Origin of the sequence: Microbacterium maritypicum (assembly GCF_008868125.1) — a bacterium.
GTDB lineage: Bacteria > Actinomycetota > Actinomycetes > Actinomycetales > Microbacteriaceae > Microbacterium > Microbacterium maritypicum.
In genome coordinates this window covers 754,994-779,790 of record NZ_WAAQ01000001.1, presented here as the reverse complement: position 1 = coordinate 779,790, position 24,797 = coordinate 754,994, and the positions used below count along the sequence as shown (strand labels likewise).

The 24,797-nt window shown below is 66.5% G+C and carries 23 protein-coding genes; 13 read left to right on the top strand and 10 right to left on the bottom strand.

The window, feature by feature from the left end; genetic code table 11:
* Positions 1-56: 56 nt before the first annotated feature.
* On the bottom strand, positions 57-740 hold the full coding sequence (locus tag F6W70_RS03860) for a response regulator (RefSeq protein WP_017828959.1): 684 nt from the start codon (positions 738-740) through the stop codon (positions 57-59).
* A complete protein-coding gene (locus tag F6W70_RS03855) occupies positions 737-1,960 on the bottom strand; it encodes a sensor histidine kinase (RefSeq protein WP_151485964.1) in 1,224 nt (407 codons plus the stop codon). Before F6W70_RS03855 ends, F6W70_RS03860 begins: the two co-directional genes overlap by 4 nt.
* Before the next feature lie 216 nt (positions 1,961-2,176).
* Here F6W70_RS03855 and phoU point away from each other — a divergent pair, with 216 nt between their 5' ends.
* The gene (gene phoU, locus F6W70_RS03850) at positions 2,177-2,887 is read left to right on the top strand and encodes a phosphate signaling complex protein PhoU (RefSeq protein ID WP_017828961.1); all 711 of its coding nucleotides are present in this window, start codon (positions 2,177-2,179) and stop codon (positions 2,885-2,887) included.
* Between the two features lie 71 nt (positions 2,888-2,958).
* Here phoU and F6W70_RS03845 read toward each other — a convergent pair whose 3' ends face one another.
* Positions 2,959-3,708, bottom strand: a complete 750-nt coding sequence (locus tag F6W70_RS03845; RefSeq protein WP_021199094.1) for a phosphoglyceromutase — start codon at positions 3,706-3,708, stop codon at positions 2,959-2,961.
* A gap of 58 nt (positions 3,709-3,766) precedes the next feature.
* Here F6W70_RS03845 and F6W70_RS03840 point away from each other — a divergent pair, with 58 nt between their 5' ends.
* The gene (locus F6W70_RS03840; RefSeq protein WP_151485963.1) at positions 3,767-4,594 is read left to right on the top strand and encodes a class I SAM-dependent methyltransferase; all 828 of its coding nucleotides are present in this window, start codon (positions 3,767-3,769) and stop codon (positions 4,592-4,594) included.
* A 23-nt stretch (positions 4,595-4,617) separates the two neighbouring features.
* Here the strand turns inward: F6W70_RS03840 and ygfZ are convergent, their stop codons facing one another.
* From ygfZ to F6W70_RS03825, 3 genes are all read right to left on the bottom strand, one after another.
* On the bottom strand, positions 4,618-5,748 hold the full coding sequence (gene ygfZ, locus F6W70_RS03835) for a CAF17-like 4Fe-4S cluster assembly/insertion protein YgfZ (RefSeq protein WP_151485962.1): 1,131 nt from the start codon (positions 5,746-5,748) through the stop codon (positions 4,618-4,620).
* Position 5,749: 1 nt separating this feature from the next.
* Positions 5,750-6,352: a heme-binding beta-barrel domain-containing protein gene (locus tag F6W70_RS03830; RefSeq protein ID WP_055873911.1), complete on the bottom strand. Its 603-nt coding sequence runs from the start codon at positions 6,350-6,352 to the stop codon at positions 5,750-5,752.
* A gap of 150 nt (positions 6,353-6,502) precedes the next feature.
* Positions 6,503-6,793 (bottom strand): hypothetical protein, encoded by a 291-nt coding sequence (locus F6W70_RS03825; RefSeq protein WP_017828966.1) that lies wholly within the window; start codon positions 6,791-6,793, stop codon positions 6,503-6,505.
* 71 nt (positions 6,794-6,864) lie between these two features.
* On the opposite strand from F6W70_RS03825, the gene F6W70_RS03820 reads away from it, so the two are divergent.
* The 7 genes from F6W70_RS03820 (at position 6,865) to pstB (ending at position 14,964) form a co-directional block, all read left to right on the top strand.
* A complete protein-coding gene (locus tag F6W70_RS03820) occupies positions 6,865-7,548 on the top strand; it encodes a winged helix-turn-helix transcriptional regulator (RefSeq protein ID WP_055865247.1) in 684 nt (227 codons plus the stop codon).
* 51 nt (positions 7,549-7,599) lie between these two features.
* On the top strand, positions 7,600-9,765 hold the full coding sequence (locus F6W70_RS03815) for an RNA degradosome polyphosphate kinase (RefSeq protein ID WP_055873914.1): 2,166 nt from the start codon (positions 7,600-7,602) through the stop codon (positions 9,763-9,765).
* Positions 9,762-10,751 carry an NUDIX hydrolase gene (locus F6W70_RS03810; RefSeq protein WP_055873917.1) on the top strand — a complete coding sequence of 330 codons (990 nt, stop codon included), beginning with the start codon at positions 9,762-9,764 and terminating at the stop codon, positions 10,749-10,751. The genes F6W70_RS03815 and F6W70_RS03810 overlap by 4 nt, the downstream gene beginning before the upstream one ends.
* Positions 10,752-10,901: 150 nt before the next feature.
* Positions 10,902-12,008, top strand: a complete 1,107-nt coding sequence (pstS, locus tag F6W70_RS03805) for a phosphate ABC transporter substrate-binding protein PstS (protein WP_055865256.1) — start codon at positions 10,902-10,904, stop codon at positions 12,006-12,008.
* Between the two features lie 92 nt (positions 12,009-12,100).
* Positions 12,101-13,051, top strand: a complete 951-nt coding sequence (gene pstC / locus F6W70_RS03800) for a phosphate ABC transporter permease subunit PstC (RefSeq protein WP_055865259.1) — start codon at positions 12,101-12,103, stop codon at positions 13,049-13,051.
* 1 nt (position 13,052) lies between these two features.
* Positions 13,053-14,156, top strand: a complete 1,104-nt coding sequence (gene pstA, locus F6W70_RS03795) for a phosphate ABC transporter permease PstA (RefSeq protein ID WP_151485961.1) — start codon at positions 13,053-13,055, stop codon at positions 14,154-14,156.
* Between the two features lie 28 nt (positions 14,157-14,184).
* Positions 14,185-14,964 (top strand): phosphate ABC transporter ATP-binding protein PstB, encoded by a 780-nt coding sequence (pstB, locus tag F6W70_RS03790; RefSeq protein WP_017828973.1) that lies wholly within the window; start codon positions 14,185-14,187, stop codon positions 14,962-14,964.
* A gap of 91 nt (positions 14,965-15,055) precedes the next feature.
* On the opposite strand, the gene F6W70_RS03785 is transcribed toward pstB, so the two are convergent.
* The 4 genes from F6W70_RS03785 to sigK form a co-directional block, all read right to left on the bottom strand.
* On the bottom strand, positions 15,056-15,940 hold the full coding sequence (locus F6W70_RS03785) for an aminodeoxychorismate lyase (protein ID WP_151485960.1): 885 nt from the start codon (positions 15,938-15,940) through the stop codon (positions 15,056-15,058).
* Between the two features lie 164 nt (positions 15,941-16,104).
* Positions 16,105-16,734: a DNA-directed RNA polymerase subunit beta gene (locus tag F6W70_RS03780; protein ID WP_151485959.1), complete on the bottom strand. Its 630-nt coding sequence runs from the start codon at positions 16,732-16,734 to the stop codon at positions 16,105-16,107.
* A 29-nt stretch (positions 16,735-16,763) separates the two neighbouring features.
* The gene (locus F6W70_RS03775) at positions 16,764-17,564 is read right to left on the bottom strand and encodes an anti-sigma factor (RefSeq protein ID WP_055873930.1); all 801 of its coding nucleotides are present in this window, start codon (positions 17,562-17,564) and stop codon (positions 16,764-16,766) included.
* A complete protein-coding gene (gene sigK / locus F6W70_RS03770; RefSeq protein WP_031205569.1) occupies positions 17,561-18,160 on the bottom strand; it encodes an ECF RNA polymerase sigma factor SigK in 600 nt (199 codons plus the stop codon). The genes F6W70_RS03775 and sigK overlap by 4 nt, the downstream gene beginning before the upstream one ends.
* A gap of 195 nt (positions 18,161-18,355) precedes the next feature.
* Here sigK and F6W70_RS03765 point away from each other — a divergent pair, with 195 nt between their 5' ends.
* The 4 genes from F6W70_RS03765 to F6W70_RS03750 all read left to right on the top strand — a co-directional run bounded on the left by F6W70_RS03765 (position 18,356) and on the right by F6W70_RS03750 (position 24,753).
* Positions 18,356-19,012 carry a fasciclin domain-containing protein gene (locus tag F6W70_RS03765; protein WP_017828978.1) on the top strand — a complete coding sequence of 219 codons (657 nt, stop codon included), beginning with the start codon at positions 18,356-18,358 and terminating at the stop codon, positions 19,010-19,012.
* Positions 19,013-19,471: 459 nt separating this feature from the next.
* Positions 19,472-21,106: a hypothetical protein gene (locus F6W70_RS03760; RefSeq protein WP_151485958.1), complete on the top strand. Its 1,635-nt coding sequence runs from the start codon at positions 19,472-19,474 to the stop codon at positions 21,104-21,106.
* Positions 21,107-21,153: 47 nt separating this feature from the next.
* On the top strand, positions 21,154-22,752 hold the full coding sequence (locus F6W70_RS03755; RefSeq protein ID WP_151485957.1) for an ApeA N-terminal domain 1-containing protein: 1,599 nt from the start codon (positions 21,154-21,156) through the stop codon (positions 22,750-22,752).
* Positions 22,753-23,013: 261 nt separating this feature from the next.
* Positions 23,014-24,753 (top strand): hypothetical protein, encoded by a 1,740-nt coding sequence (locus F6W70_RS03750; protein WP_151485956.1) that lies wholly within the window; start codon positions 23,014-23,016, stop codon positions 24,751-24,753.
* Positions 24,754-24,797: the final 44 nt, after the last annotated feature.

Here is a 24,797-nt window from a genome sequence, read left to right as displayed (position 1 = left end):
GCCCAGGGGCGCCGGCCTCTTCGCTGTCTCGACGGGCTCTCCGTCCCGCCGGGAGATCAGCCTTCGAAGCGGTATCCCAGACCGCGCACAGTGACGAGCATCACCGGCTCGCTCGGGTTCTCCTCGATGCGCGAGCGGATCCGCTTGATGTGCACATCGAGCGTCTTGGTGTCGCCGAAGTAGTCGCTCCCCCAGACCCGGTCGATGAGCTGGCCGCGGGTCAGTACGCGCCCGGAGTTGCGCATCAGCACCTCGAGCAGCTCGAACTCCTTCAGCGGCATGTTGATCTGGGCTCCGGCCACGGAGACGGTGTGCCGATCGATGTCGAGCGAGACCCGTCCGCCGTCGAGCACGCGCTCGTCGAGCTCGCTGTCCGCCTGCACGACCCGGCGCAGCACAGCACGCATGCGGGCGAGCAGCTCCCGGGACGAGTAGGGCTTCGTGATGTAGTCGTCGGCTCCGAGTTCGAGGCCCACCACGATGTCGACCTCGGAGTCCTTGGCCGTGAGCATGATGATGGGAACGGCGGAGGTCGACCGGATCTGCCTGCACACCTCTGTTCCCGGCATGCCGGGAAGCATCAGGTCGAGCAGCACGATGTCGGCCCCGCGCTCCCGGAAGGCCGCGAGCGCTCCGGGGCCGTCCTCCGCGATCTCCACCTCGTAGCCCTCACGCCGGAGCAGGTACGCGAGCGGGTCGGCGAGGTCGGGCTCGTCTTCGACGAGAAGGATTCGGGTCATGCTCTCTCTCCGTTTCGAACGCGCGCGGATGCGGCGGACTTGGCCGCTTTGCGCGCGCGCTTCTTCTTGCTCTTCTTGCCCGTGTCGAGGTTGTCGGGGGCATCGATCCGGGGAAGACGGATCGTGAACGTGGATCCGCGGCCCGGACGCGACCACAGCCGCACCTCGCCGCCGTGCCGCTGGGTGGCGTGCTTGACGATGGAGAGCCCGAGGCCGGTCCCTCCGGTGCGCCGCGAACGGGCCTCATCGGCCCGGTAGAACCGCTCGAAGATGCGCTCGCGATCGGCTTCTGCAATGCCGATCCCCTGGTCGGACACCGCGATCTCGACCACGCCGTCCTCCGCGCGGACGCCGACTCCGACGCGGGAGCCGCGGGGCGAATAGACGATCGCATTGGCGATCAGGTTTCCGACCGCCTCGATCAGGATCTGGGCGTCGCCGCGCACGAAGACGCCACGGTCCCCTCCCCTGGTGAGCTCGACCCCTGCGGAATCGGCCTGCACGACGTGAGCCTCGATCGAGGAGGCGATCACCTCGTCGATCGCGACCGGGCCGACCTTCGTCAGACCGTCCTCGGCCTGGAGCCGGGACAGGCTCATGATGCGCCCGGTGAGCTGTCCGAGCCGCCCCGCCTCCGCGGAGATGCGCGCGGCGAAGATGCGCACCTGGGCGGGATCGTCGGCCGCGGACTCGATGGCCTCGGCGAGAAGACTCACCGCGCCCACGGGCGTCTTGAGCTCGTGGCTCGTGTTCGCCACGAAGTCACGACGCATCTGATCGAGCCGCTCCTGCTCCGTGACGTCGCGGATGATCAGCAGCACCAGACGCGTGCCGATCACGCTGGCACGGGCCGAGACCAGGCGGGGGTCGAGGCTCAGACCCCCTCGGGTGAGGCGCATCGACTCGGTGGCTGTGCCGCCGGCCTCCCTGACGCCGCGCACGAGCTGGCGCAGCTCCGGGTTGTCGAGCGTCGAGCCGACATCGATCCCGAACCGGGTCGCCGCTTGCGAGGAGGCGAGTACCAGACCGGAGGTGTCGACGATCGCCGCGGCATCGTCCATGCTGTGCAGGACATCGGTGATGCCGGCGGGAATCGCCAGCGATGTCTCCTCCTGCACGCGGGCCCGCGCCCGGTATGCCCACACGACGAGCAGGGAGAGGCCGACGCCGATCACAAGCCCGATGGCGAGCGAAGACAGCGCGAGCTGCGGCAAGGTCATGACATAAGCGTAGAGTGCGTTCACCGTCCGTCCGGCGGGTTTCCGCGCCCTGGCGGGAACAGGAGAAGTACTATTCACGTGCTGGGCACCGTTCGTTAACCTTCGAAGCAGACAATCGCTTCGGGCTTGTGCGGGAGCACAGACCTGCTCTCGTGCGGACGACCCGCCGTCTCGCGCTGACACAGCCGAGATCCGAATGAAAGGTTGCGCCCCAACATGCGCGAAGTCTTCCACCAGTCCCTCGAGGACCTTCAGAACCGCCTCGTCGAGATCGCCGACCTCGTCACGGTCTCGATCGACAAGGCCACCAGGGCATTCGCCACGAGCGATGTGGCACTGGCCGAGGAGGTCATCGCCGATGACGCCAAGATCGACGAGCTGGCCGTCGCCCTCGATGAGCAGGCGATCGAGATCCTCGCCCGCCAGCAGCCGGTCGCGCGCGATCTGCGCATCGTCGTGACCGCTCTGCGTGTGAGCGCCTCGCTCGAGCGCATGGGCGACATGTCGGAGCACATCGCCCAGCTCGCCCGCCTCCGCTTCCCCGAGCGCGCCATCCCGAAGGGCCTCAAGGGCACCTTTGTGAAGATGGGCGAGCTCGACGTCGAGGTGGCCCGCACGCTCTCCGAGCTGCTGCGCACCCAGGATCTGCGCTTCGCCGACGCCATCCGCAACGCGGACGACGATGTCGACGAACTGCACGCCACCGTCTTCGAGAAGGTGCTCAGCGACAACTGGAAGGGTGAGGCGACGGCGACCGTCGACGCCACGCTCGCCAGCCGGTACCACGAGCGCTTCGCCGACCACGCGGTCGCCGTCGCGAAGAAGGTCGTCTATCTCGCCACCGGCGACTGGGCGGTCGACGAGGAGGACATCCCCCTCGCCGTCGAGCAGCAGGAGCTCGGCCAGCAGGAGTTCGGCCACGCCTGATCGCACCCACGGCAACGCAGAAGCCCCCGATGCCTTCGCATCGGGGGCTTCTGCGTGAGGAGCGGAGGCTCCTACTTCTTGCCCTGGGCCGCGACCGCTGCGGCACCGGCGGCCGCAGCCTCCGGGTCGAGGTAGCGTCCTGGGCCGGTGGGAACGTTGTTCTCGTCCAGCTCGTAGACCAGCGGGATGCCGGTGGGGATGTTCAGCTCGGCGATGTCGTCGTCGCTGATGCCCTCGAGGTGCTTCACCAGGCCACGCAGCGAGTTGCCGTGCGCCGTGACGAGCACGGTCTTCCCGGCCTCGAGGTCGGGGACGATCGCGCTCTCCCAGTACGGCAGCAGACGGTCGATGACGAGCTTGAGCGACTCGGTGCGCGGCACCTCGCCGTCGATGCCCGCGTAGCGGACGTCGTTCACCTGGCTGAACTCGCTCTCGTCGTCGAGCACGGGCGGCGGCACGTCGAACGAGCGGCGCCACAGCTGGAACTGCTCGGGGCCGAACTCCTCGAGGGTCTGCGCCTTGTCCTTGCCCTGGAGCGCACCGTAGTGACGCTCGTTGAGCCGCCAGGAGCGGGTCACCGGGATCCACAGACGGTCGGCGGCGTCGAGGGCGATGTTCGCCGTCTGGATCGCACGGCTGAGCAACGAGGTGTGCAGCACGTCGGGGAGGATGCCGGACTCTGCCAGCAGCTCGCCGCCGCGGCGCGCCTCCTTCTCGCCCTGCGCGTTGAGGCGGACGTCCACCCAACCGGTGAACAGGTTCAGTTCGTTCCACTCGCTCCGGCCGTGGCGGAGCAGGATGAGGGTGCGCGTCGCAGTCATGCGGCCAGTTTATCCGCCCGGAGCCGAAGCCCTAGTCGGATGCTGGGAGGATGGAGACATGGCGTCATCTCCCCTCGGTCGGCCGACCCGCGGCACCACGGGGACCAACCGGCTGCGACGCAACGATCGCTGGATCGCCGCAAGCGACGCCCTGCGCCGAGCATCCGATCCGCTGGTCGTCGATCTCGGCTACGGAGCCAGCGGCGTGACCGCGTTCGAGCTCGCGACGCGCCTCGTCCGGGTGCGCGACGACGTCGAGGTGCGCGGCCTGGAGATCGATCCGGCGCGCGTCGCGACGGCCGACGCCCAGCTCGCCGAGGTGCGCGCGGAGCGGACACCCTTCGCCCCGGACCTCCCGGTCTCGTTCGGGCGCGGCGGTTTCGAGGTTCCGCTTCCCGGCGGACGCCGGGCCGCGGTCATCCGTGCCATGAACGTTCTGCGGCAGTACGACGAGCAGGACGTTCCCGATGCGTGGTCCCGCATGGCCTCACGCCTGGCGCCGGACGGGCTGCTCTTCGAGGGCACCTGTGATGAGATCGGCCGCGTCTCGAGCTGGATCGACGTCGATGCGCACGGCTCACCGCTGCGCTTCACGATCTCCCTCCGGCTCGCCGACCTCGAGCGCCCGAGCATCGTCGCCGAGCGATTGCCGAAGGCGCTGATCCACCGCAACGTCACCGGAGAACGCATCCACGGGCTGCTCGTCGATCTCGACCGCGAGTGGGACCGCGCGGCGCCCCTGTCGACCTTCGGAGCCACGCAGCGCTTCCTCGCCGCCGTATCCGCTCTTCGCGCGCAGGGCTGGCCGGTCCTCGGCGGACGCACGCGTTGGCGTCTGGGGGAACTCACGCTGCCGTGGGCCGCAGTCGCTCCGCTGACGGACTGAGTCGTCCTGCCGCCGAGGGCGGGTCAGAGCTCGACGCCGGAACCGCGAGGGTCGGGAGCCGTGGGCCGTCGCGACAGCCGGGTGAGGCGCGGGATATCCGCCGTCGCACCTGCATCCGCCGGGACGATCACCTGCTGAGAGGCGGCGATGTCGATGCCGTCGGCGCGAACCACGAGGTCGCCGATCGGTGCGCGCCGAGAGAGGATCGCGAGCGCGATCGGACCGTCTTCGTGATGACGCGCCACCGAGGTCAGGTGCCCGACCTCGTCGTCGCCGGCGAACACCGGCGCACCCGGCGCGGGCAGCACCGCATCGCTGCCATCGAGGTGGAGGGCGGCCAGACGGCGGGGCGGGTGACCGAGGTTGTGCACCTTCGCGACGGTCTCCTGCCCGCGGTAGCAGCCCTTGTTCAGGTGCACCGCGCTGCGGATCCAGTCGGACTCGTGCGGCAGCGAGCGCTCGTCGACCTCTGTCTTCCACCGCGGGCGCCAGGCGGCCACGCGCAGCGCCTCCGCGGCGAGGAGGCCCGCGAGCGACTCCCGATCGATGGATGCGGCGAGGGCGTCAGCAGCCTCCTCCTCGAGGATCGCGACGCGCCAGGCGAAGTCGGCGGCGGGGTGCTCGGCGACCTCGGAGTACTGGTGTCCTCCGACGCTGATCCGCTGCCACGGGTCGGCCCAGACGAGGGCGGTGCCGTTCGGAACTGACGCGGCAGCGGTCACCGTCGATGCGACGGAGCCGCCCTCGACATAACCGACCAGCACGAGGTCGGGTCGGATGTCGACCGTGGCCTGGGTGCGGAACTTCATGCGCGTCAGCCAGGCGGCGAGCGCATCGGCGTCGTCGGCGTCGACGATGAGCCACGTGGATGCGCCGTCGTCGAGCACACCGGCCGCGTGCTCGACGCGGCCCTGTGGATCGAGCACGAGGAGCTCTGTGCTGTCGCCGGGGGTGAGACGCCCCACGGCCTGCGACGTGATCGAGTCGAGCCAGGTCAACCGCTCGGGGCCCGCCACCTCGATCACGGTGCGGTCGCCGAGCGGTGCGAAAGCCGAACCACCGGCAAGACGCCGCTGCTCGCGGAAGGCGTCTCCGAAGTGCACGATGAGGTCGCCGTCGGACACGACGCCGTCGATCTGGCTGAAGCCGGACACGTCAGACCTTGGCCAGGCGCGCCGACGCGTGCGAGCGCAGCGGGGTGCCGAGCGCGGCGATGTCCCACGCCCACAGCAGATGTCCGTCGACGAGGCCGTACATGCGCGACGATGCCGTGTGCACCTTCGCACCGGCGCTGCGTACGACGGCGTCGGAGCCGATGTCGATGCGCGGACCGTTGATCTCACCGAGGTAGAGCTCGAGAGCGCCGTCGGCGTGCGCGAGCGAGACCTCGATCGGGAACCCACCGCTCGGTGCGCGCAGCTCTTCCACGTCGTCGACCGTGCGCGTGTGCACGGGCGCGGTCGGGGGAAGCAGCGCGGGGCCGGGATCTGCGGCCGTCGCCGGGCGCGCGAGTCGCCAGAAGCCCGTCTCGGCGAGGAGCGCCGCGGCGGGAGCGCCGTCCTCCGTGAGGAACGTGGCCGTGCTGGAGTAGTTCAGGAACGGTCCGCCGTCGTGGCTGAAGCTGATCCGGTGGGTGAACTCGCCCTGCAGACGCTCATCCCCGACCGGATAGTCGATGACGCCGGTGCCCTCCCAGACGCCGATAAGCCACGCGAAGGGAACGATATCGGCCGGAAGGTCGACGGGCAGTTCGAGCATTATCGCGTCAGCGCTGGCCGCGGAAGAGGTTGCGCAGCACCACTGCCGAGACGAAGACGATAGCGAGGCTCGCAAGGCCCAGCAGGCCGATGAAGAAGATTTCGAGCGCCATGAGGTCCATGTCATCCACCTTACCGCGCCGCGCCGGTGTCAGGAGGGGATCAGTGCCGCGAGGCCGAAACCGACGGAGATGATGCCCATCAGCAGCAGAGCGCCGATGACGCTTCCGGAAACGCGGAAGATGAAGCCCTGGGTGCGCCCGTACCAGAGCTGCACCGCGAAGGAGAGCAGTACGACGCCTCCGAACCCGACGAGCAGCCAGGGCACACGCCATTCCTCCGGCACGAAGATGCCGATGGCGACGGTGGCGAGGAAGGCCGTGGCCCAGACGACGAGCACACCGACGAACGCATTGCGTGGTGCGAGTGCGGGATCCGTCATGTCTCCATTGTTGCGCATCGCTCCCGGTATCATGGCGGCACGACGTCGATCCGCGTCTGTGAGGAGTGCGCGTGGCCCAGGTGCTGGTTCTGACCAACGCTCCGCTCTCCGAGCAAGTGCTCCCCGCGCTCGAGCTGCTGAGCCACCGCACGCGCCAGATCCCCGCAGAGACGTCGCAGCTGGTCAGCGCCCCCGACTACGACGTCGTGATCGTCGACGGCCGCCACGATCTCGTCGCCGCGAAGTCGCTGTGCCGCCTGCTGCGGACAGCAGGGCAGGATGCGCCACTGCTGCTCGTCGTCACGGAAGGCGGGATGAGCGCGCTCTCGGGAGACTGGGGAATCGACGACGTCCTGCTCGCCACAGCCGGTCCTGCCGAGATCGATGCCCGGCTGCGTCTCGCGCTGGCTCGACGCGACGAGGTCGCCGAGCCCGCACGCGTGCAGGCATCCGGCGTCACGATCGACGAGCAGTCCTACTCGGCGAAGTTGCGCGGCAGGCCTCTGGATCTCACCTACAAGGAGTTCCAGCTGCTGCACTTCCTGGCGACCCACCCCGCTCGTGTGTTCACCCGCGAACAGCTGCTGAGCGAGGTCTGGGGCTACGACTACTTCGGAGGCACCCGCACCGTCGACGTGCATGTGCGACGGCTCAGGGCGAAGCTCGGCGACCAGGAGCAGATCATCGGCACGGTGCGAAACGTCGGCTACCGCTTCAACGTCAACGAGGACGAGAGCCTCGCGAGCGTGGTCTGACGATCGACTCCGTTCACACGCGCGTCACCTCTCGGTGCTTAGATGTACCCCATGATCGATCCCGCACTCGCCGACGCCGGGCTGGGTGACGCCGAAGACGACGACTTCGACGCCATCGAGTCCTACGACTCCCAGCTCCCGGACCACCGCTACCTGGATCGCGAGCTCAGCTGGCTCGCCTTCAACCAGCGCGTGCTCGAGCTGGCAGAGGATCCGTCGCTCCCCGAACTCGAACGCGCCAACTTCCTGGCGATCTTCGCGAGCAATCTCGACGAGTTCTTCATGGTGCGCGTCGCCGGACTCAAGCGCCGCATCATGACCGGTCTGGCCGTGCCCACCAACATCGGCCGCTCCCCCGTCGACGCGCTCGCCGACATCTCTCGCGAGGCGCACGCTCTGCAGCTGCGTCATGCCGACGCCTGGACATCGCTGGTGCGACCCGCCCTCGCCGAATCCGGAGTGGAGATCACCGAGTGGTCCGAGCTCACCGACGGCGAGCGCGCGGCGCTGTCGGAGTACTTCGGTGCCCAGGTCTTCCCGGTGCTGATGCCGCTCGCGGTCGATCCCGCCCATCCGTTCCCCTACATCTCCGGCCTGTCGCTGAACCTCGCGATCCGCATCCGCAACGCCCGCACGGGGCGCCAGGAGTTCGCGCGCCTCAAGGTGCCGCCCATGCTTCCGCGCTTCGTCGAGGTGCCAGGAGGCGGCGAGATCAAGCGCTTCCTGCGTCTGGAAGAGCTCATCGCCAACCATCTAGGCGATCTGTTCCCCGGCATGGAGGTGCTCGACCACCACGCGTTCCGCCTCACCCGCAACGAGGATGTGGAGATCGAGGAGGACGAGAGCGAGAACCTCATCCAGGCGCTAGAGGCCGAGCTCCTGCGCAGGCGGTTCGGCCCGCCCATCCGTCTCGAGATCACCGACGACATGGATGACGTCACGATGGACCTGCTGGTCCGCGAGCTCGACATCACCGACCTCGAGGTCTACCGCCTCCCCGGGCCGCTCGACCTGCGCGGTCTGTTCGACCTCTCGCGCATCGACCGCCCCGACCTGCGCTACCCGCCGCATCTGCCCACCACGGCGGTGGCGTTCCAGCCCGCGGGATCGAGCGCCCGCGCCGACATCTTCAAGGCGATCCGCAAGTCGGACGTGCTGGTGCACCACCCGTACGAGTCGTTCACCACGAGCGTGCAGGCGTTCCTCGAGCAGGCCGCACGCGATCCGCACGTGCTCGCCATCAAGCAGACGCTCTACCGCACCTCCGGCGACAGCCCCGTCGTGCAGGCCCTCATCGACGCGGCGGAAGCGGGCAAGCAGGTACTGGCCCTCGTCGAGGTGAAGGCACGCTTCGACGAGGCGAACAACATCGTCTGGGCGCGCAAGCTCGAGAAGGCCGGCGTGCACGTGGTCTATGGGCTCGTCGGGCTCAAGACGCACTGCAAGCTCGCGCTCGTGATCCGCGAGGAAGACGGGATGCTGCGTCACTACTCCCACGTGGGCACCGGCAACTACAACCCGAAGACCAGCCGCATCTACGAAGACTTCGGACTGTTCACCGCGGATGCGCAGGTCGGCAAAGACCTGACGCGACTCTTCAACGAGCTCAGCGGCTACGCGATCGAGAAGAAGTTCAAGCGCCTCCTGGTGGCGCCGCTGCATCTGCGCAAGGGGCTGATCCGCCAGATCGACGCCGAACGGAAGAACGCCGAGGCCGGGATTCCCGCGCACATCCGCATCAAGGTGAACTCGATGGTCGATGAGGAGATCATCGATGCGCTCTACCGCGCGAGCGCAGCGGGTGTGAAGGTCGATGTCTGGGTGCGCGGCATCTGCAGCCTCCGCACCGACCTCGACGGCATCAGCGACAACATCACGGTGCGCAGCATCCTGGGGCGTTACCTGGAGCACTCGCGCATCTTCGCGTTCGAGAACGCCGGTGACCCGCAGGTGTACATCGGCAGCGCCGACATGATGCACCGCAACCTCGACCGCCGCGTCGAGGCTCTGGTGCGCGTGACCGACCCCGCGCACCTCAAGGAGCTCGGGACGTTCTTCGACCTGGCGATGGACGCAGGAACGACGTCGTGGCACCTCGGCGCCGGCGGCGTCTGGGAACGCCACGCCGTCGATGCGGAGGGCAAGCCCCTCATCGACCTGCAGGATAAGACCATGGGGTTGATCCAGCGGCGCCGTCGCGCACGGGCGGTTCGATGACTGCGCGACAGCTGCAGCTCCCGGCCGACACGGCGACGAGCTCGAAGTGGACGGACAAGGCCGTGTACGCGGCGGGGGCCGTCGTGTGGCGCCTGGTCGACGGCAAACTTCGCATCCTGCTGATCCACCGCACCAAGTACCGCGACATCACCCTCCCCAAGGGCAAGGTCGATCCCGGTGAGATGCTCGCCGAGACGGCCGTGCGCGAGGTGCACGAGGAGACCGGCATCCGCGTCTCTCTCGGGGTGTCGGTCGGCGTGAGCCGGTACCACCTCGCCTCGCAGAAGCAGAAGGTCGTGCACTACTGGGCTGCGGAGGCGACGGACGCGGCGATCCGGGAATCGACGTTCGTTCCCAACCGCGAGATCGCCGCGCTGGAGTGGGTCAGTGTGAAGAAGGCGCGCGCACGCCTGAGCTACCCCGTCGACCTGGAGATCCTCGACTTCTTCTCCAACCTCGTCGACGACGGCGTGCTGCGCACCTTCCCGGTGATCGCGCTGCGTCATGCGAAGGCCACACCTCGTTCGGAGTGGGACGGTTCGGATGCCTCGCGACCGCTCACCGAGCGCGGGCGCACGCAGGCGAAGTCCATCGTCGGACCGTTGCGCGCGTTCGGCGTGCGTCGGATCGTGACCAGTGACGCGGTGCGCTGCGTCGAGACGATCACCCCGCTCTCCCGCGCGCTCGATCGCAAGCCTGTGAAGACCGAGAAGATCAGCCAGGACGCCTGGGAGGACGGCGGGTCCGACCTGCGTGCGGTCGTCGGCCGCCGCATCCGCGCCGGCAAGCCGGCCGTGCTGTGCAGCCACGGCCCGGTGCTCCCCGGCCTGCTCTCGGAGATCGCGCTGGCCACCGGCACCATCCAGGGGTCCTACCTCAGCAGCGCAGCAGACCTCGAGCCTGCCGCGTTCTCGGTCGTGCACCTCTCGGCCACGAACCCCGGATCCGGGATCATCGCCATCGAGACGCACATCCCCAAAGTCTGACGTCCCCTGATTTCTCGCGGGAGCACCCCAGAGAGTCGCCCGTCGTTCACCTGCCGTTCACCTGCTCGGGAGAGTCTCGTTAACCGTCGCCCATAGCGTCACTGTGTGCCCTGCACCGGGCCCCACCCATTCCAGATCGAAGGATCCACAGTGAAGATCTCCCGAATCGCACGAATCGGCGCCATCGGCGCCGTCGCCGCTCTCGCCCTCGCCGGCTGCGCCGCGAACGAAGGCGGCACCGGCTCCACCGACGAGCCCACCTCCAACACTTCCGCCGTCAGCGGCTCCCTGGTCGGCGCGGGCGCTTCCTCGCAGCAGGTCGCCATCCAGGCGTGGACCGCCGAGTTCCAGAAGACCAACCCCGACGCCCAGGTCGAGTACGACCCGCAGGGCTCGGGCGGTGGCCGCGAGTCCTTCCAGCAGGGTGCGGTCAACTTCGCCGGTTCCGACCGTGCGTTCAAGACGGACGAGATCTCGGCCGGCGGCTTCGGCGCGTGCGTCGACGGCTCCGACATCATCGAGATCCCGGCCTACATCTCCCCGATCGCGATCGTGTTCTCGCTCGACGGCGTGGACGAGCTGAACCTCGCCCCCGAGACGATCGCGTCGATCTTCGCCGGCAAGATCACCAACTGGAACGACCCGGCGATCGCCAAGGACAACCCCGACGCCAAGCTGCCCGACCTCGCCATCACGCCGGTGCACCGCTCCGACAAGTCGGGCACGACGGGTAACTTCACCGACTACCTCGCACAGACCGCGGGCGACGTGTGGACCGCAGGCAGCGTCGAGGAGTGGCCGGCCGACCTCGCCGGCGAGTCCGCCGAGAAGACCTCGGGTGTCGCCAACGCCGTCAAGGGCGGACAGGGCCTCATCGGCTACATCGACTCCTCGCAGGCCGCCGACTTCTCGGCCGTCAACGTGAAGGTCGGCGACAAGTTCGTGCCGCACTCGGCCGAAGGCGCCGCCGCGACGCTCGACGCATCGAAGATCGAGGAAGGCCGCACCGACGGCGACCTCGCCTTCGCGATCGACCGCACCACCACCGCTGACGGCGCCTACCCCGTGCTCCTCGTCAGCTACCTCATCGGCTGCGCCGAGTACGAGGACGAGAACGTCGCCGCACTGACCAAGGCGTTCTTCACCACCGCGATCAGCGCCGAGGGCCAGGACGCCGCCGCGACCAACGCGGGCAGCGCCCCGATCTCGGACGACCTGCGCACGCAGGCCCAGGCTGCGATCGACCTCATCAAGTGAGTGAATGACGGTCTCCGGGATGCCTCACGGCATCCCGGAGACCGTCTGCTCGCGTCAGACACCCGATCTCCACTGAGCAGGAAGCAGCTCCCATGACAGCCACGACCTCGCCGGCGTCGACGCGCATCGTCGCGAAGAAGCGCGCCGGTGACCTCTGGTTCTCCGGAACGGCGGTCGCCGCCGGGTCCATGATCATGATCACGCTGGCCGCGGTCGCGATCTTCCTCATCGTTCAGTCGATCCCGGCCTTCACCGCGACCGCTGAGGACGCCTCACTCCTCAAGACGAACTTCTGGGACTACGTCGGTCCGCTCCTGTTCGGCACCGTCTGGGCGGCCTTCCTGGCCCTCCTGCTGGCCGTGCCGCTCTCCCTCGGCGTCGCCCTCTTCATCACGCACTACGCCCCGCGACGACTCGCTCAGGGCCTGGGCTACGTGGTCGACCTGCTCGCCGCCGTCCCCTCGGTCGTCTTCGGCCTCTGGGGCATCCTCGTCCTGGCCCCGGCCGTGCAGCCCATCTACGTCTGGCTGAACACGAACGCCTCCTGGATCCCGCTCTTCAGCGGCGTCGTCTCCCCCACCGGCCGCACGATCCTCACCGCAGCCATGGTGCTGGCGGTCATGGTCGTCCCGATCATCACGGCCATCTGCCGCGAGATCTTCCTGCAGACGCCACGACTGCATGAGGAAGCCGCTCTCGCCCTCGGCGCCACCCGGTGGGAGATGGTGCGCATGGCCGTGCTGCCCTTCGGCCGCTCCGGCATCGTCTCCGCCTCCATGCTCGGCCTCGGCCGTGCGCTCGGTGAGACCATGGCCGTCGCCATGGTCCTCTCGGTGAGCAAGGCCGTCACGTTCGAACTGCTCACCTCCACGAACCCCTCCACGATCGCAGCCAACATCGCGCTGACGTTCCCCGAGGCGTACCAGGTCAACATCAACATCCTCATCGCGACCGGTCTGATCCTGTTCGTCGTGACGTTCGCGGTGAACGCTCTCGCACGCTGGTTCGTGAACCGCCGCAAGGAATTCTCGGGAGCGAACTGACATGACCGTTACCGCCCCTGAATCGGCTCGCACGGCGAGCGCGGCTCCTTCCCAACTCTCGCTCAGCTCGGGCCACCTCCCCCGCTGGTCGCCCTGGGCCCTCCTCGCCCTCTCCTTCCTCATCGGCTTCACGCCCTTCGCGCTCGAAGCAGTCGCCAGCGGATCCGACCTCAACGTCGCAGGCTCCGTCGTGCTCGGGGCGGTCATCTACCTGGTGCTCATCTACGTGATGTCGCGCATCATCGAAGGCTCGCGGAAGGCGCTGGACCGCCTCATCACCGGCGTCGTCACCTCGGCGTTCGCGATCGCGATGGTGCCGCTGGTGTCGGTCGCGATCACCGTGGTCGCCAACGGAGTCGCCCGCTTCGACGGGCTCTTCTTCTCGTCATCGATGCGCGGAGTGCTCGGCGAGGGCGGCGGCGCCCTGCACGCCGTCATCGGCACGCTCCTGGTCACTCTCGCCGCGGCGGTCATCTCGATCCCGATCGGTCTGATGACGGCCGTCTACCTGGTCGAGTACGGCAAGGGCGGGCGCATGGCGCGCACCATCACGTTCCTCGTCGACGTCATGACCGGCATCCCCTCGATCGTCGCGGGTCTGTTCGCCTACGCGGTCTTCGCCTTGATCTTCGGTCCCGGTGTGCGCATGGGCATCGCGGGCTCGGTCGCCCTGGCCGTGCTCATGATCCCGGTCGTCGTGCGCTCCACCGAGGAGATGCTGCGGCTGGTGCCGAACGAGCTGCGCGAGGCGTCGTACGCTCTCGGCGTGCCGAAGTGGCTCACCATCGTCAAGGTGGTCCTTCCGACCTCGATCGCCGGCATCACGACGGGTGTGATGCTCGCCATCTCCCGCGTGATCGGCGAGACCGCGCCGCTGCTGCTCACGGCCGGATTCACCGATGCCATGAACTACAACCTGTTCAGCGGACGCATGCAGACCCTCCCGGTGTTCACGTACTCGCAGTACGCGTACCAGGGCATCCCCGCTGAGGCATACGTGGAACGGGCCTGGGCCGCCGCCCTGACGCTCATCATTATCGTCATGCTGCTCAACCTGATCGCGCGGCTCGTCGCGAAGATCTTCGCACCCAAGACCGGCCGCTGAGCCTCGACCCGACAAGCAAGGAACTGCAGTGTCCAAGAGCATTGAAGTCAACGACCTGAACGTCTACTACGGCGACTTCCTCGCCGTAGAGGGCGTGTCCCTCGACATCCAGCCGCGCAGCGTCACCGCGTTCATCGGCCCCTCCGGCTGCGGCAAGTCCACGTTCCTGCGCACCCTCAACCGCATGCACGAGGTCATCCCCGGCGCCCGCGTCGAGGGCGAGGTGCTGCTCGACGGCAAGGACCTCTACGGCCCCGGCATCGATCCGGTGCTCGTCCGCCGCCAGGTGGGCATGGTCTTCCAGCGTCCGAACCCGTTCCCCACGATGTCGATCAAGGAGAACGTCCTCGCCGGTGTGAAGCTCAACAACAGCCGCATGTCGAAGAGCGACCAGGACGCCCTCGTCGAGAAGTCGCTCACGGGCGCGAACCTGTGGAACGAGGTCAAGGACCGCCTCGACAAGCCCGGGTCCGGCCTCTCGGGCGGTCAGCAGCAGCGTCTGTGCATCGCCCGCGCGATCGCTGTGTCGCCCCAGGTGCTGCTGATGGACGAGCCGTGCTCGGCTCTCGACCCCATCTCGACCTATGCGATCGAGGAGCTGATCGGCGAGCTCAAGAACGAGTTCACGATCGTGATCGTGACGCACAACATGCAGCAGGCGAGCCGCGTGTCCGACAAGACCGCGTTCTTCAACATCGCCGGCACCGGCAAGCCCGGGAAGCTGATCGAGTACGACGACACCACGTCGATCTTCACGACCCCCTCCGTGCAGGCCACAGAGGACTACGTCTCCGGCCGCTTCGGGTGAGCTGAGCAAACACGTGAAGAGGGCCCAGGAACTTCGGTTCCGGGCCCTCTTCGCGTTCCGGCGCGTCTTCGCGTGCCGGCGCCTCGAGGGATCAGTCGCGGGGCGAGAGCAGGTAGCGGTTCAGGTCGGCGGTCAGCGTGTGGTCGACCGGAAGTGCGACATCGTCGACGGCCGTGATCGCGGCGGTGAGACGCACGCTCGACACCAGCCACGCGGCATCCGCTTGGGGGAGGTCGGTCGCCGGGATGCGGTCGTAGCCGACGTCGAACCCCTGGGCGGCGAGATACTCGTAGACGCTGAGCTGCGTCGTGCCGTGCAGGATGCCGCCGTTCGGAGCCGGGGTCACGAACCGGTCATCGAAGCGGAGGATCAGAGAGGCGGTCGGAGCCTCCAGCACGAACCCGTCGCTCGAGAGGAAGATCGCATCGTCGGCGCCGCGTCGGTGCGCCTCACGCAGGGCGGCCATGTTCACGGCGTACGACAGCGTCTTCGCGCCCAGCAACAGCCACGGGGCCCGTTCCGCCGCACCCAGGTCGTACCCGCGGTCGAGCGTGACGACGCGTACGCCTCTCTCGCGCACGGCCGAGAAGTCGGCAGCCGGGGCCGCGGTCACCCACGCGGTCGGCGTGGGGCCGTGCTCCACCCCACGGCTGAGGATGAGCTTGATGACCGACTCGCCCGCACCCAGCTGCACGGCCGCGTGGTCGATGGCCTGGCGCCACTGCGCGAGGTTCGGCACGGGAAGGTCGCACAGTCGGGCCGAATGCGCGAGGCGTTCCAGGTGGGGCACGACCTCCTGGGCATGCCCGTCGACCACGCCGATCGACTCGAACACGCCGTCACCGCGCTGTGTGCTCAGCTCCCCGACACTGAGCGCGGGGGCCGCAGCGTCGACCTGCGTGAAGGTGTCGGCGAAGTCGCTGCGCTGCACGTCGGCGGCGACGGGATCGATCATGAGTGCAAAGCGCCCTGTCATGATCCGAGCCTAGATGGCGGGAATACCCACCGCCTCATCGCGTTACAATTGAATGGCCGGGCCGCATAACCCCGGGCTCCAATTTTTGCCGCTTTGAGCGGCCTTCCGCCGAGAGGCGTTCTTGCGGCCCGGTCTTTTCATGTCCGGGCAGTCTCTCCGTCGCCTCAGGCGAGAGCATCCATCCGCCACAGCACAGCGGCCGCGCCCAGATCCTGACCGTAGCTGCTCAGCCGCAGCGCGCGTGTGGTCAGCTCGCTGGCCCGAGCCGGCTCGGTCGGCTCGTAATCGTCGGCGGCATGGGTCGCCCCCGAGGCCTGCACGCGGCAGAACGCCGCCGCGCGGTCGAGTGCGACGGCGAAGTCGCCGCGGAACGCCCCCCGCAGGATCGTGTCGATCAATGCGACCAGCTCGCCCGGACTCGCCGGCACGGGCGCCCCCGCGATGACCGCATCCGCCGACGGCAGTTCGACGCGCCCCCGGTCGTAAAGGAGTGCGGCGGTCTGCGGGTCGCCGTGGATCGCGAGCTGCAGGACGTAGAGGCGCCAGAGTGCGCCGGGCAGCGTGCGCGACGGCGCCTTCGACCACAGTTCGGCGATCTCGTCGATCCCGTGCTCGGCGGTGAAGGCCACGAGACGTTCCGCACTCACCCCACTCTCATCTGCGCGGACACGGGTCAGCAGAGCGGATGCCGTGGCATGCGCGACGCGCGTCTCCTCGGCGGGATCGTGCGCGCCGACGATGTTGTCGAAGGCACTCGTGGGGCGGCGCACAGGGCGGTGGTACTGCTCGGGCATCCCTCCAGGGTACGCGCGATCAGTGCGGCTCACGCCGTGGGGATCACGATCACCGGGTCGGTGGTCGGCTGACCGGACGGCGAGCCGCCGGCCTGCTCGACGGTCACGGCGATCGCGTCGCCTGCCTGCATGTCCCCCGTGAGCAGGGCTGTGGCTTCCCCACCGTCGACGTCGAAGACGCCGGCGGCGACGGGGCCGTCGCCGCGCACGAACCACAGTTCGTAGGTCTGTCCGTCACCCGGGCTCGGCAGGCCGTCGGCCACCAGTACCGCCTTGCCGGCGGACGCCGACCAGTGCGCTGTGGCACTGCCGCCGTCGTCGAGCTCGACGGTCGCCTGCTGGGCATCTCCGGCGGCTTCGATCTCCTGCAGAGCGACCACGCTCGCGGGCGGGTTCAGCTGCTGATTGAGAGCGACCGCACCGATTCCGACGCCCACGAGCACGGCGAGGCATGCGGCCAGGGCGAACACGCTCCGCGTCCAGCGGCGCTGCTTCGGCTTCGGTGAGATCGCGGGCTCGGCACCGGCGCCGGCGCCGTACGAGTCGGCTGTGCTCTCGGCGTTCGCCGAGGAGGGGTCCGGATCCGTTCGCGATCCATCGTCCTGCGGCATGTCCGCGATCCGCGCGAGCAGAGCGGTACGAATGTGCGAGGGCGGGGTGACAGGCTCGACCGGGTCTGCGAGCGACGCAGCGGTGGCGGTGTCCGCATCCACAGTGTCCTCCCATTCCGGGTGCTCAGTGAGGGCAGCGCGATAGCGTCGCTCGTCTTCTGCGTCGAGCGAGTGCAGCGCGGCACCTGCCGCGAGTTCCGCGAAGTCCTTCTCGTTCATGCCGTCACCCCCATCGCCGTGCGCAGACGAGTGAGCCCGTCTCGCATCCGTGTCTTGATAGTCCCCAGCGGCGCTCCCACGAGGGCCGCGATCTCGTTCTGACTGTAACCGCCGTAGTACGCGAGGACGAGCGCTTCGCGTTGCGCTTCCGGAAGACCCGACAGCGCTTCGACGACCTTTCCTCCCTCGATCCCCAATTCGACCTGCTCCGCGACACTGTCGTGCGCGACGCCGATGTCCTTGAATCCTGCTCGTACGTCTCGGTCGGCGCTCGACTGCGAAGCTCGCACCCGATCGACGGCCCGGCGATGAGCGATCGTCATGATCCACGCTCGTCCCTGACCTCTGTTCGGAGCGAAGCGGGAAGCGGATTGCCAGATCTCCAGAAAGACCTCCTGGAGCACCTCCTCGCTCTGCGCGCGATTGATCAGCACACGGAGGATGAGGCCGAACACGCGGGAGGAGAGCATGTCATAGAGAGTCGCGAAGGCAGCCTGATCACCGGAGGCGACGCGGACGATGAGGTCGGCGACAGCATCCTGCGTCGCTCCGTCCTCGGGAACGTCGAACCCATCGATGACCATCTCCATAAGCATGCCGTATCTCCTCCCCGATCACGTGCAGACGTCGCCCGAATGTGAAGGAAAAGAGATCGCGGAAATGTCCGCTCCTGCGCGGTCGTGGAGGCGGTTTCAAAGATTTCTCAGATTCGTCCCATCCGATCGCGAGCGGGCTCCGAACAGCCCTCGACGCCACGGAGAGGCCGTGGCTCAGTTCTGAAGGAGCTCGACATGTTCAGCACCAAGAAGAAGGTCACCGCAGCGATCACCCTCGGCCTGGCGAGCGCGTTCCTGCTCTCCGCCTGTTCCATGGGCAGCGGCAGCACCACGGAATCGTCCGAGCCGACGGCACCGGAGACGTCGGAGTCGACGCCGATGGAGATGGACCCGGCGGCCAACCTGGTCGGCCCCGGCTGCGCGGCATACGCCGACGCCGTGCCGGACGGCGCAGGCTCGGTCGAGGGAATGTCGCAGGACCCGGTTGCGGTCGCGGCTTCGAACAACCCGCTGCTGACCACGCTGGTCGCTGCGGTGAGCGGACAGCTCAACCCCGACGTCGACCTCGTTGACACCCTGAACGGTGGCGAGTTCACCGTCTTCGCACCGGTGGATGACGCCTTCGCGAAGATCGACCCCGCCACGATCGAGGCCCTCAAGACCGACAGCGCCACGCTGAGCTCGATCCTGACGTACCACGTGGTCCCCGGACAGATCGAGCCGGCTGACATCGACGGCATGCACACGACCGTGCAGGGCGCCGACCTCGAGGTGACCGGCAGCGGCGATGACCTGAAGGTCAACGGCGCCAGCGTCATCTGCGGTGGAGTGCAGACCGCGAACGCGACCGTGTACCTGATCGACACGGTTCTGATGCCCCCGGCTTCCTAAGCCAGGGACAGCCGGGTGGGAGGACGCCCGGCACACGCCCTTCTCGGGTTCTGGAGGAGAGACCCGGGAAGGAAAGGGGCCGTCGGTGGTGCTGTGTCGCCGACGGCCCCTCGTCGTGCGCACTAGACTTTGATGAGGGGCCTCTAGCTCAGTTGGCAGAGCACCGGTTATCTACGCAGATGAGGGTTCACTCCCGTGTTCACGGAACATTTCACGGCGTGAACATGTCAAGACCGATCCCGGCATGTCGAGTCCGCGCGAGTGCGGCACTATGGTCGTATGCCTGCAGGAGACGCATTCAGACGTCCGACTCCGGACGCATCCGCGCCGAAGACGGTCGCTCTGCCTGCGACCCCATCGGAGCTCGAGCGGACGCATCCCGGGCCACAGACGCGATCTGACTTCAATGCATTTGACGAAGCCTTTGTGCGCTGTTACCCAGCCGCACTCGACTCCGCAATGGATCGCCTCCTTGCCGCTCTCCCGAGGGTGGAGGACGGCGATGTTCTCGAAGGCGCTGCAGCTTTTGAATACATGGTCGCGCTGCGACAACAGATGGTGCTTGCAGCGACCGACGTTGCCGGCCAGTACGACTCCGAAACATGGCTGCGGTTAATCCGTCGGCTCGGCCCCCACGCGCTCACATATGCAGAGTCGGGGACGATGGATCATGAAGGCGATTCGACACAACGCGTCGCTGAGAACTTGGTTGGTACTGCTCGAGGTACGCGCTTCGACACCGAAGCCACGACGACGCCCACTGACGTCTCGATGAAGCTCGCACGACTCATGGCTCTGGCTGGCATGGTCGATAGCCTCGAAGGCGCAGTACGAAGTGCTACCAAAGGCGTCAAGTACAAGGTCGCTCGCCACCGTCGTCCGCGCCCGTGGAACAGCGACGAGCTCCGCGAGTCTCTTCGAGAATTCGACATCCGCAACTCTTGGAAGACGGCTGATGGCGTAGCCCGTCTGACGGAACACACGAGCGTGGATCTTGATGGCGATCCCCCAATGCTTGTGGCATACAGATTCCAGGGCGGTGTTGCCCCTGACCAGACCTGGAACGGGCCGTTCCGGTCGGATCAGACGCAGGAGAAGATTGTCCAGTTCACGGTGCGCATGTTCACGACCGGAGACGAAACATACACGGTTCTTGGAAGGCATGGAGTCCTCGCATCCTTCGATAATCCCGAGGCCACCGCCTCACTAATCGTGCTGGGAAACGCTTTACTCGGCTTCATCCTTGAACATGCCGAGAACGCGGGGCAATCGATACCTCGTCTGGGACTCGTGGACGTCGCCGCCGACGAGCTCCTATCACTGCTCGAACGAACGCTCGACAGTCAGCCGGTCGCCGAATGGCTGGACGCAAACGAGCAGAGTGGCCTCACGGCGGCGCGAGTACTCGATCAAGTCCGCGAGAGATACGTTCAAGGCGAACGCAGCTTGCCGGGCCCGATAGTCCAGGAACGCGAGGGACGAACAACGGTGGACGTTTGGGCGTACACATGGCATGTCACTCACGAGCTCAAGCTCTCGCCACACACAGGGGGCGCAATCGCTAACCTGTCGGCAGAGGAGTTTGAGCTCGCAAGCCAGGAGCTGATCAATCAGAGCGTTTTCGCACCCCCAGCATCAATACAAGCGATGCGCGGGCGGACTCTCAAGTTGAACGGCAAACAGATCACCGACGTCGATGCGCTACTCGTGGCGGGCACCAAACTATTCCTCGTCTCATGCAAGAAGTTCTTGACCAAGGTGAGCTACTTGGCAGGGGAATATTCGGCAGCAAGGAACGGACGAACCCGGCTCGATAAGGCTCTCGACGAATGGCATGACCGAATCGCGACCCTACGTACCGATCCGATAGGCGACAACTACGACTTCTCCGGATACGACATCGAGGGCTTTGTTCTGCTCCCGGAGCTCATCTTCACACCGCGAAAGGACTCGCGGGATCTTCTGCCCGTGGGTCACGACGACCTGTTCTTCACGAGAGTGGAGAGCTTCAGCCAGTTCGCTGCCACCCTCGAGATGGCGAGCTGGGCACCTGAGCCTTCTGAGTTGCGGGCCCTCCGACTGGCAGGAGCCTAACGACTCGATTTCCGACGCGTGTCGGACGTGTGCGCAATGATGCCCCTATGACTGAGGCCCAGCTAAGTGAATCGCGCGACTGGACGGGGCATTGGTGGCTTCCCGACGAACCGGACAAGAAGGTGCCCGGGATATTATCCTTTGCCCCGGGAACCGGGCTTCGGCTCCGACTCATCGGTGGCTGGGACTACCAAGTGACCCGCCCAGGTCCGAATGGCTCGACGATCATCACCGATCAGACGAAGGTCTGGCCGATGGTTCACGGGTATGGCGACAACGCGCCTGTCACCCTCCTCAATGTAAGTCTTGTCACCGCCCGAGGCGGCTTCTTCGGTGAGCCAGACACCCTCGAAGTGCGAGCAAACACCGCTCTTGTCGGGGCGTTAATGGAAGCGCCGGACGAAGCGGCGTTCGTTGCGGGCGTCGGTGACATCGAGGATCTGACTGTCTGGTCACGAAGGAGTGGCGTTGACTCAAGAGTTCAGTTCAATGCGCAGGGCGGCGAGACGATGGGTGAGATCGAGCTCCGTCGCCTCGCTCCGTTAACTGCGACAGCGGGGCCCCTCCGCGTGAAGCTGAGCCACTATGCCTGGTATCCATTCTCGGAGGATTCCCGTGCGCAACGGGTAACCCGGGTGCGGGAAAGCCAAGTGATCCGCTTCGAGCGCGATGATCCGCAGCCGCTCAAGTATTGGGTCGACTTGCTCAGCTCAACTGCCGACCTGATGTCGCTGTCAACGCTTCGCGCTTGCGGCATCGTCAGCATGCGAGTGTATGTCCCGCCCACACCAGATCAGTGGCCGGGAGATCATCCGATGCGTGACCAGCAGCACGAGGTCGCCATCTACATGGAAAGGGTCGTCAAGCCGCGTCCTGACGACGATGCTCTCCCATTTCGGAACTACGTACTCACACTCGACGATTTACCCTTCGAGGAGCTCATGCCGCGCTGGCTAGAGGTGCGCGACAAGTTCGCAGCCGCGCGCAGCATGATCCTTGGTCTGCGGTATGTGCGCAACGGATACGTCGAGACCCGCCTCGTGACAGCAGTTGCCGCTGCCGAGTCAATGCACCGCGCACTCGAACCATCGCCGCCCATTCCGCCCGCCGAGTTCAAGGAGATGAGAAGAACCCTGCTGGGCGCCGTCGCGCCCGAACAAAAGGCATGGCTCGCCGACCGACTCACCGAACATTCAAACGTCCCGACTCTCAAACAACGACTCCTCGACTTGGTTAGCCGTCTCGGGGACGCTGGGCTTCGACTCGTGCATGACCCGGGGATATGGGCCAAGTCAGCCAAGGACGGACGTAACCTCCTCGCTCATACCGGCACAGCCTCAAACGATCTGGAACACCTACACGCAGTCACCGAAGTGACAGCGGCGGTGGTGATCCTCAACCTGCTCCACGAGCTCGGCGTCCCGCAGGCGGTCTTGTCGAAGGCCGTGGATGAGCACCCGGTTCTCTCACATGCGGCGCATCTCGCTCGTCGCGTGCTCTGCGACGACGATTCGATTGTCATCCAGATCGCAACACGCAGCGTGGTCGCCGCTGATCCCTCATCGTCCGACGAAACGACCCGAGGGGCGGACTCGGCAGCACCTGACGCCGACGACGGGTCGAGTAGAAAGCGCCCCCGGGAATAGTGAGCGGAACTAAGCACCAGAGGCAGCGTTCGGCACAAGAGATACTCTTCGCCGTCGGCGCCAGCGATCTCGTCGGCGCGCTGAGAACTCAAGGCGTCGTTGAACCGATCCTTGTCCCGTAGCTTCGAGTTAACGCGCCCCGCAGGGCCGGAGGGGGCACCGTGATAGAGCCTTTCGTGAATCACCTCCGTCCGTAGTGATTGATCCAGAACCGGCGTCCGGCGCGGCTCTAGTCTGAGAGGACAACAACGGAGGACGAAGATGCAGCAGTCCCGGATCCGATGGTCGCACCTCGATGAAGCGACATTCAATGAACTGGTGGAGACGCTGCTTGTGCGCGAGTTCTCAGGCGACGGTCTCGTGGCGATGGCAATCGACGGACGCGGCGGCGACGGAGGAATCGACATCGACGTGCGAGTCAAACGGACGGATCAGCTGGTTCGAATCTTCCAACTCAAACATTTCCCTGAAGGCTTCTCGGGAGGGTTTGTGAAGCGACGGGAGCAGATCAAGAGATCGCTGACCAAGGCATTGGCACATAAGCCACCTGTCTGGACGCTTGTCGTGCCGCGGAACGTCACAAACAAGGAGCGACAGGTTGTGCGTGCGATGCGCAAAGGCCACGACGTCCGCATCTCCTTCGTGACACCAACCGAGATGAACGCGTTGCTCGCCAAACACCCTGACATCGAAGAGCGCTTCTCCGTCGACCGCGCCGTCGAGCTGCTTCGCGCTGTGAATCGCGAGGAAGCGGCTCTCGCGCGTCCCGGTGATCTGCACTCGGAGGTCAGCCGCATCACGGATCGGCTCAACAGCCGCAGTGAGTATTGGGGCACGTCCTTCGCCTACGAGCCCGATGGTTCTTACACCGAGACCTACTTCCCGAAGCGTCCCGACGCCCTGAAACGCGAACCACTCGGCGCGAACGTGACATTGGGTTTCACCAAAGACGATGAACGTTTGAAGGTGCAGTGGGAATCCGCTATGAAGTTCGGGACCCTCGAACGCATCGTCCTGCCGACCCGCGTCATCCATTCTTTCGAGAAGACCGGGCCCGACTGGTTCCGCGAAGTGCTGGACCAGGTCGAGATCCACCTTGGCCCGAACGGAGCAGAGCACCAGCCGATGACTGTTCGCCTGGAAGCTCGGGATGACGCGGGGCGGGTGCACGCGGTGCTCCGAGGTAAGACGACATCCTTCGCGCATGGGTTCGGTGGCTACACGTTCGACGTTGCCATGGAAGGTGGACTTAATCAGCGTTGGATCTTGCCACTCGACCACACGGAACCTGGGACCATCACCTTCAGCACCGACTTCGAGGGCCACAGTGCGCGCGAGGTCCGCCGAGCGTTGCGGTTCACGGCTGCATCGAGCAACACCCCCATCCTCGCTTTCTCTTTGAACGATGCAGGGCCCACTGTTCTGACAGTAGGCGAGGCCGGGACGGATATACCGGACGCTCGGTTTGCGGCGCTCATAGACGACGTCTGCGCACTCGAGGACCATTTCGACGTAGCACTTCGCCTGCCGAGGGAGATCGACAGTTCTGATTTCATCTGGGCTCGCATCATGCGCATGGTTCTCGAGGGCTCGGCCGTGGCGCACCCGTACAACGGAACATTCGGCGGGACACTGGACGGCACGCCGGACGAGACCCTCGAGGCGCTGATCAGAGAAGGAAATGCGATCCTCATCGAGCAGCTCGGCTTCGGCGTCGAGCTGTTCGGAGAACCGCTCGAAATTGAGAGGGTTCGCTACTACGCACACCACGCGACGGTTGACGATGCCGAGCAGCTCAACAAGGCTTTAGCCGACGGCAAGGGGGCGGGTATGAAGATCGCACTCCGGCCCATCGACGGCCTGCCCTGGCTCCTCTACGCTCCCCCGCTTTCCGGCGTGGCCGACGAAGTAGTGATCCCTCAGCCTTGGGGAATCGAGGGGATACGCGAACACCCCGGATTCAGCCGACTGCCGCAACTGAGCCAGGCTGACGGGAGGTAGCTGGCGACCACGACACCGAGGACGGGACAGAAGTCTCGTAGAGG

Coding starts and splice junctions, on each gene's coding strand:
- F6W70_RS03860 (WP_017828959.1), bottom strand. CDS start 740: ATGACCCGAATCCTTCTCGTCGAAGACGAGCCCGACCTCGCCGACCCG.
- F6W70_RS03855 (WP_151485964.1), bottom strand. CDS start 1,960: ATGACCTTGCCGCAGCTCGCGCTGTCTTCGCTCGCCATCGGGCTTGTG.
- phoU (WP_017828961.1), top strand. CDS start 2,177: ATGCGCGAAGTCTTCCACCAGTCCCTCGAGGACCTTCAGAACCGCCTC.
- F6W70_RS03845 (WP_021199094.1), bottom strand. CDS start 3,708: ATGACTGCGACGCGCACCCTCATCCTGCTCCGCCACGGCCGGAGCGAG.
- F6W70_RS03840 (WP_151485963.1), top strand. CDS start 3,767: ATGGCGTCATCTCCCCTCGGTCGGCCGACCCGCGGCACCACGGGGACC.
- F6W70_RS03830 (WP_055873911.1), bottom strand. CDS start 6,352: ATGCTCGAACTGCCCGTCGACCTTCCGGCCGATATCGTTCCCTTCGCG.
- F6W70_RS03825 (WP_017828966.1), bottom strand. CDS start 6,793: ATGACGGATCCCGCACTCGCACCACGCAATGCGTTCGTCGGTGTGCTC.
- F6W70_RS03815 (WP_055873914.1), top strand. CDS start 7,600: ATGATCGATCCCGCACTCGCCGACGCCGGGCTGGGTGACGCCGAAGAC.
- F6W70_RS03810 (WP_055873917.1), top strand. CDS start 9,762: ATGACTGCGCGACAGCTGCAGCTCCCGGCCGACACGGCGACGAGCTCG.
- pstC (WP_055865259.1), top strand. CDS start 12,101: ATGACAGCCACGACCTCGCCGGCGTCGACGCGCATCGTCGCGAAGAAG.
- pstA (WP_151485961.1), top strand. CDS start 13,053: ATGACCGTTACCGCCCCTGAATCGGCTCGCACGGCGAGCGCGGCTCCT.
- F6W70_RS03785 (WP_151485960.1), bottom strand. CDS start 15,940: ATGACAGGGCGCTTTGCACTCATGATCGATCCCGTCGCCGCCGACGTG.
- F6W70_RS03780 (WP_151485959.1), bottom strand. CDS start 16,734: ATGCCCGAGCAGTACCACCGCCCTGTGCGCCGCCCCACGAGTGCCTTC.
- F6W70_RS03775 (WP_055873930.1), bottom strand. CDS start 17,564: ATGAACGAGAAGGACTTCGCGGAACTCGCGGCAGGTGCCGCGCTGCAC.
- sigK (WP_031205569.1), bottom strand. CDS start 18,160: ATGCTTATGGAGATGGTCATCGATGGGTTCGACGTTCCCGAGGACGGA.
- F6W70_RS03765 (WP_017828978.1), top strand. CDS start 18,356: ATGTTCAGCACCAAGAAGAAGGTCACCGCAGCGATCACCCTCGGCCTG.
- F6W70_RS03760 (WP_151485958.1), top strand. CDS start 19,472: ATGGATCGCCTCCTTGCCGCTCTCCCGAGGGTGGAGGACGGCGATGTT.
- F6W70_RS03755 (WP_151485957.1), top strand. CDS start 21,154: ATGACTGAGGCCCAGCTAAGTGAATCGCGCGACTGGACGGGGCATTGG.
- F6W70_RS03750 (WP_151485956.1), top strand. CDS start 23,014: ATGCAGCAGTCCCGGATCCGATGGTCGCACCTCGATGAAGCGACATTC.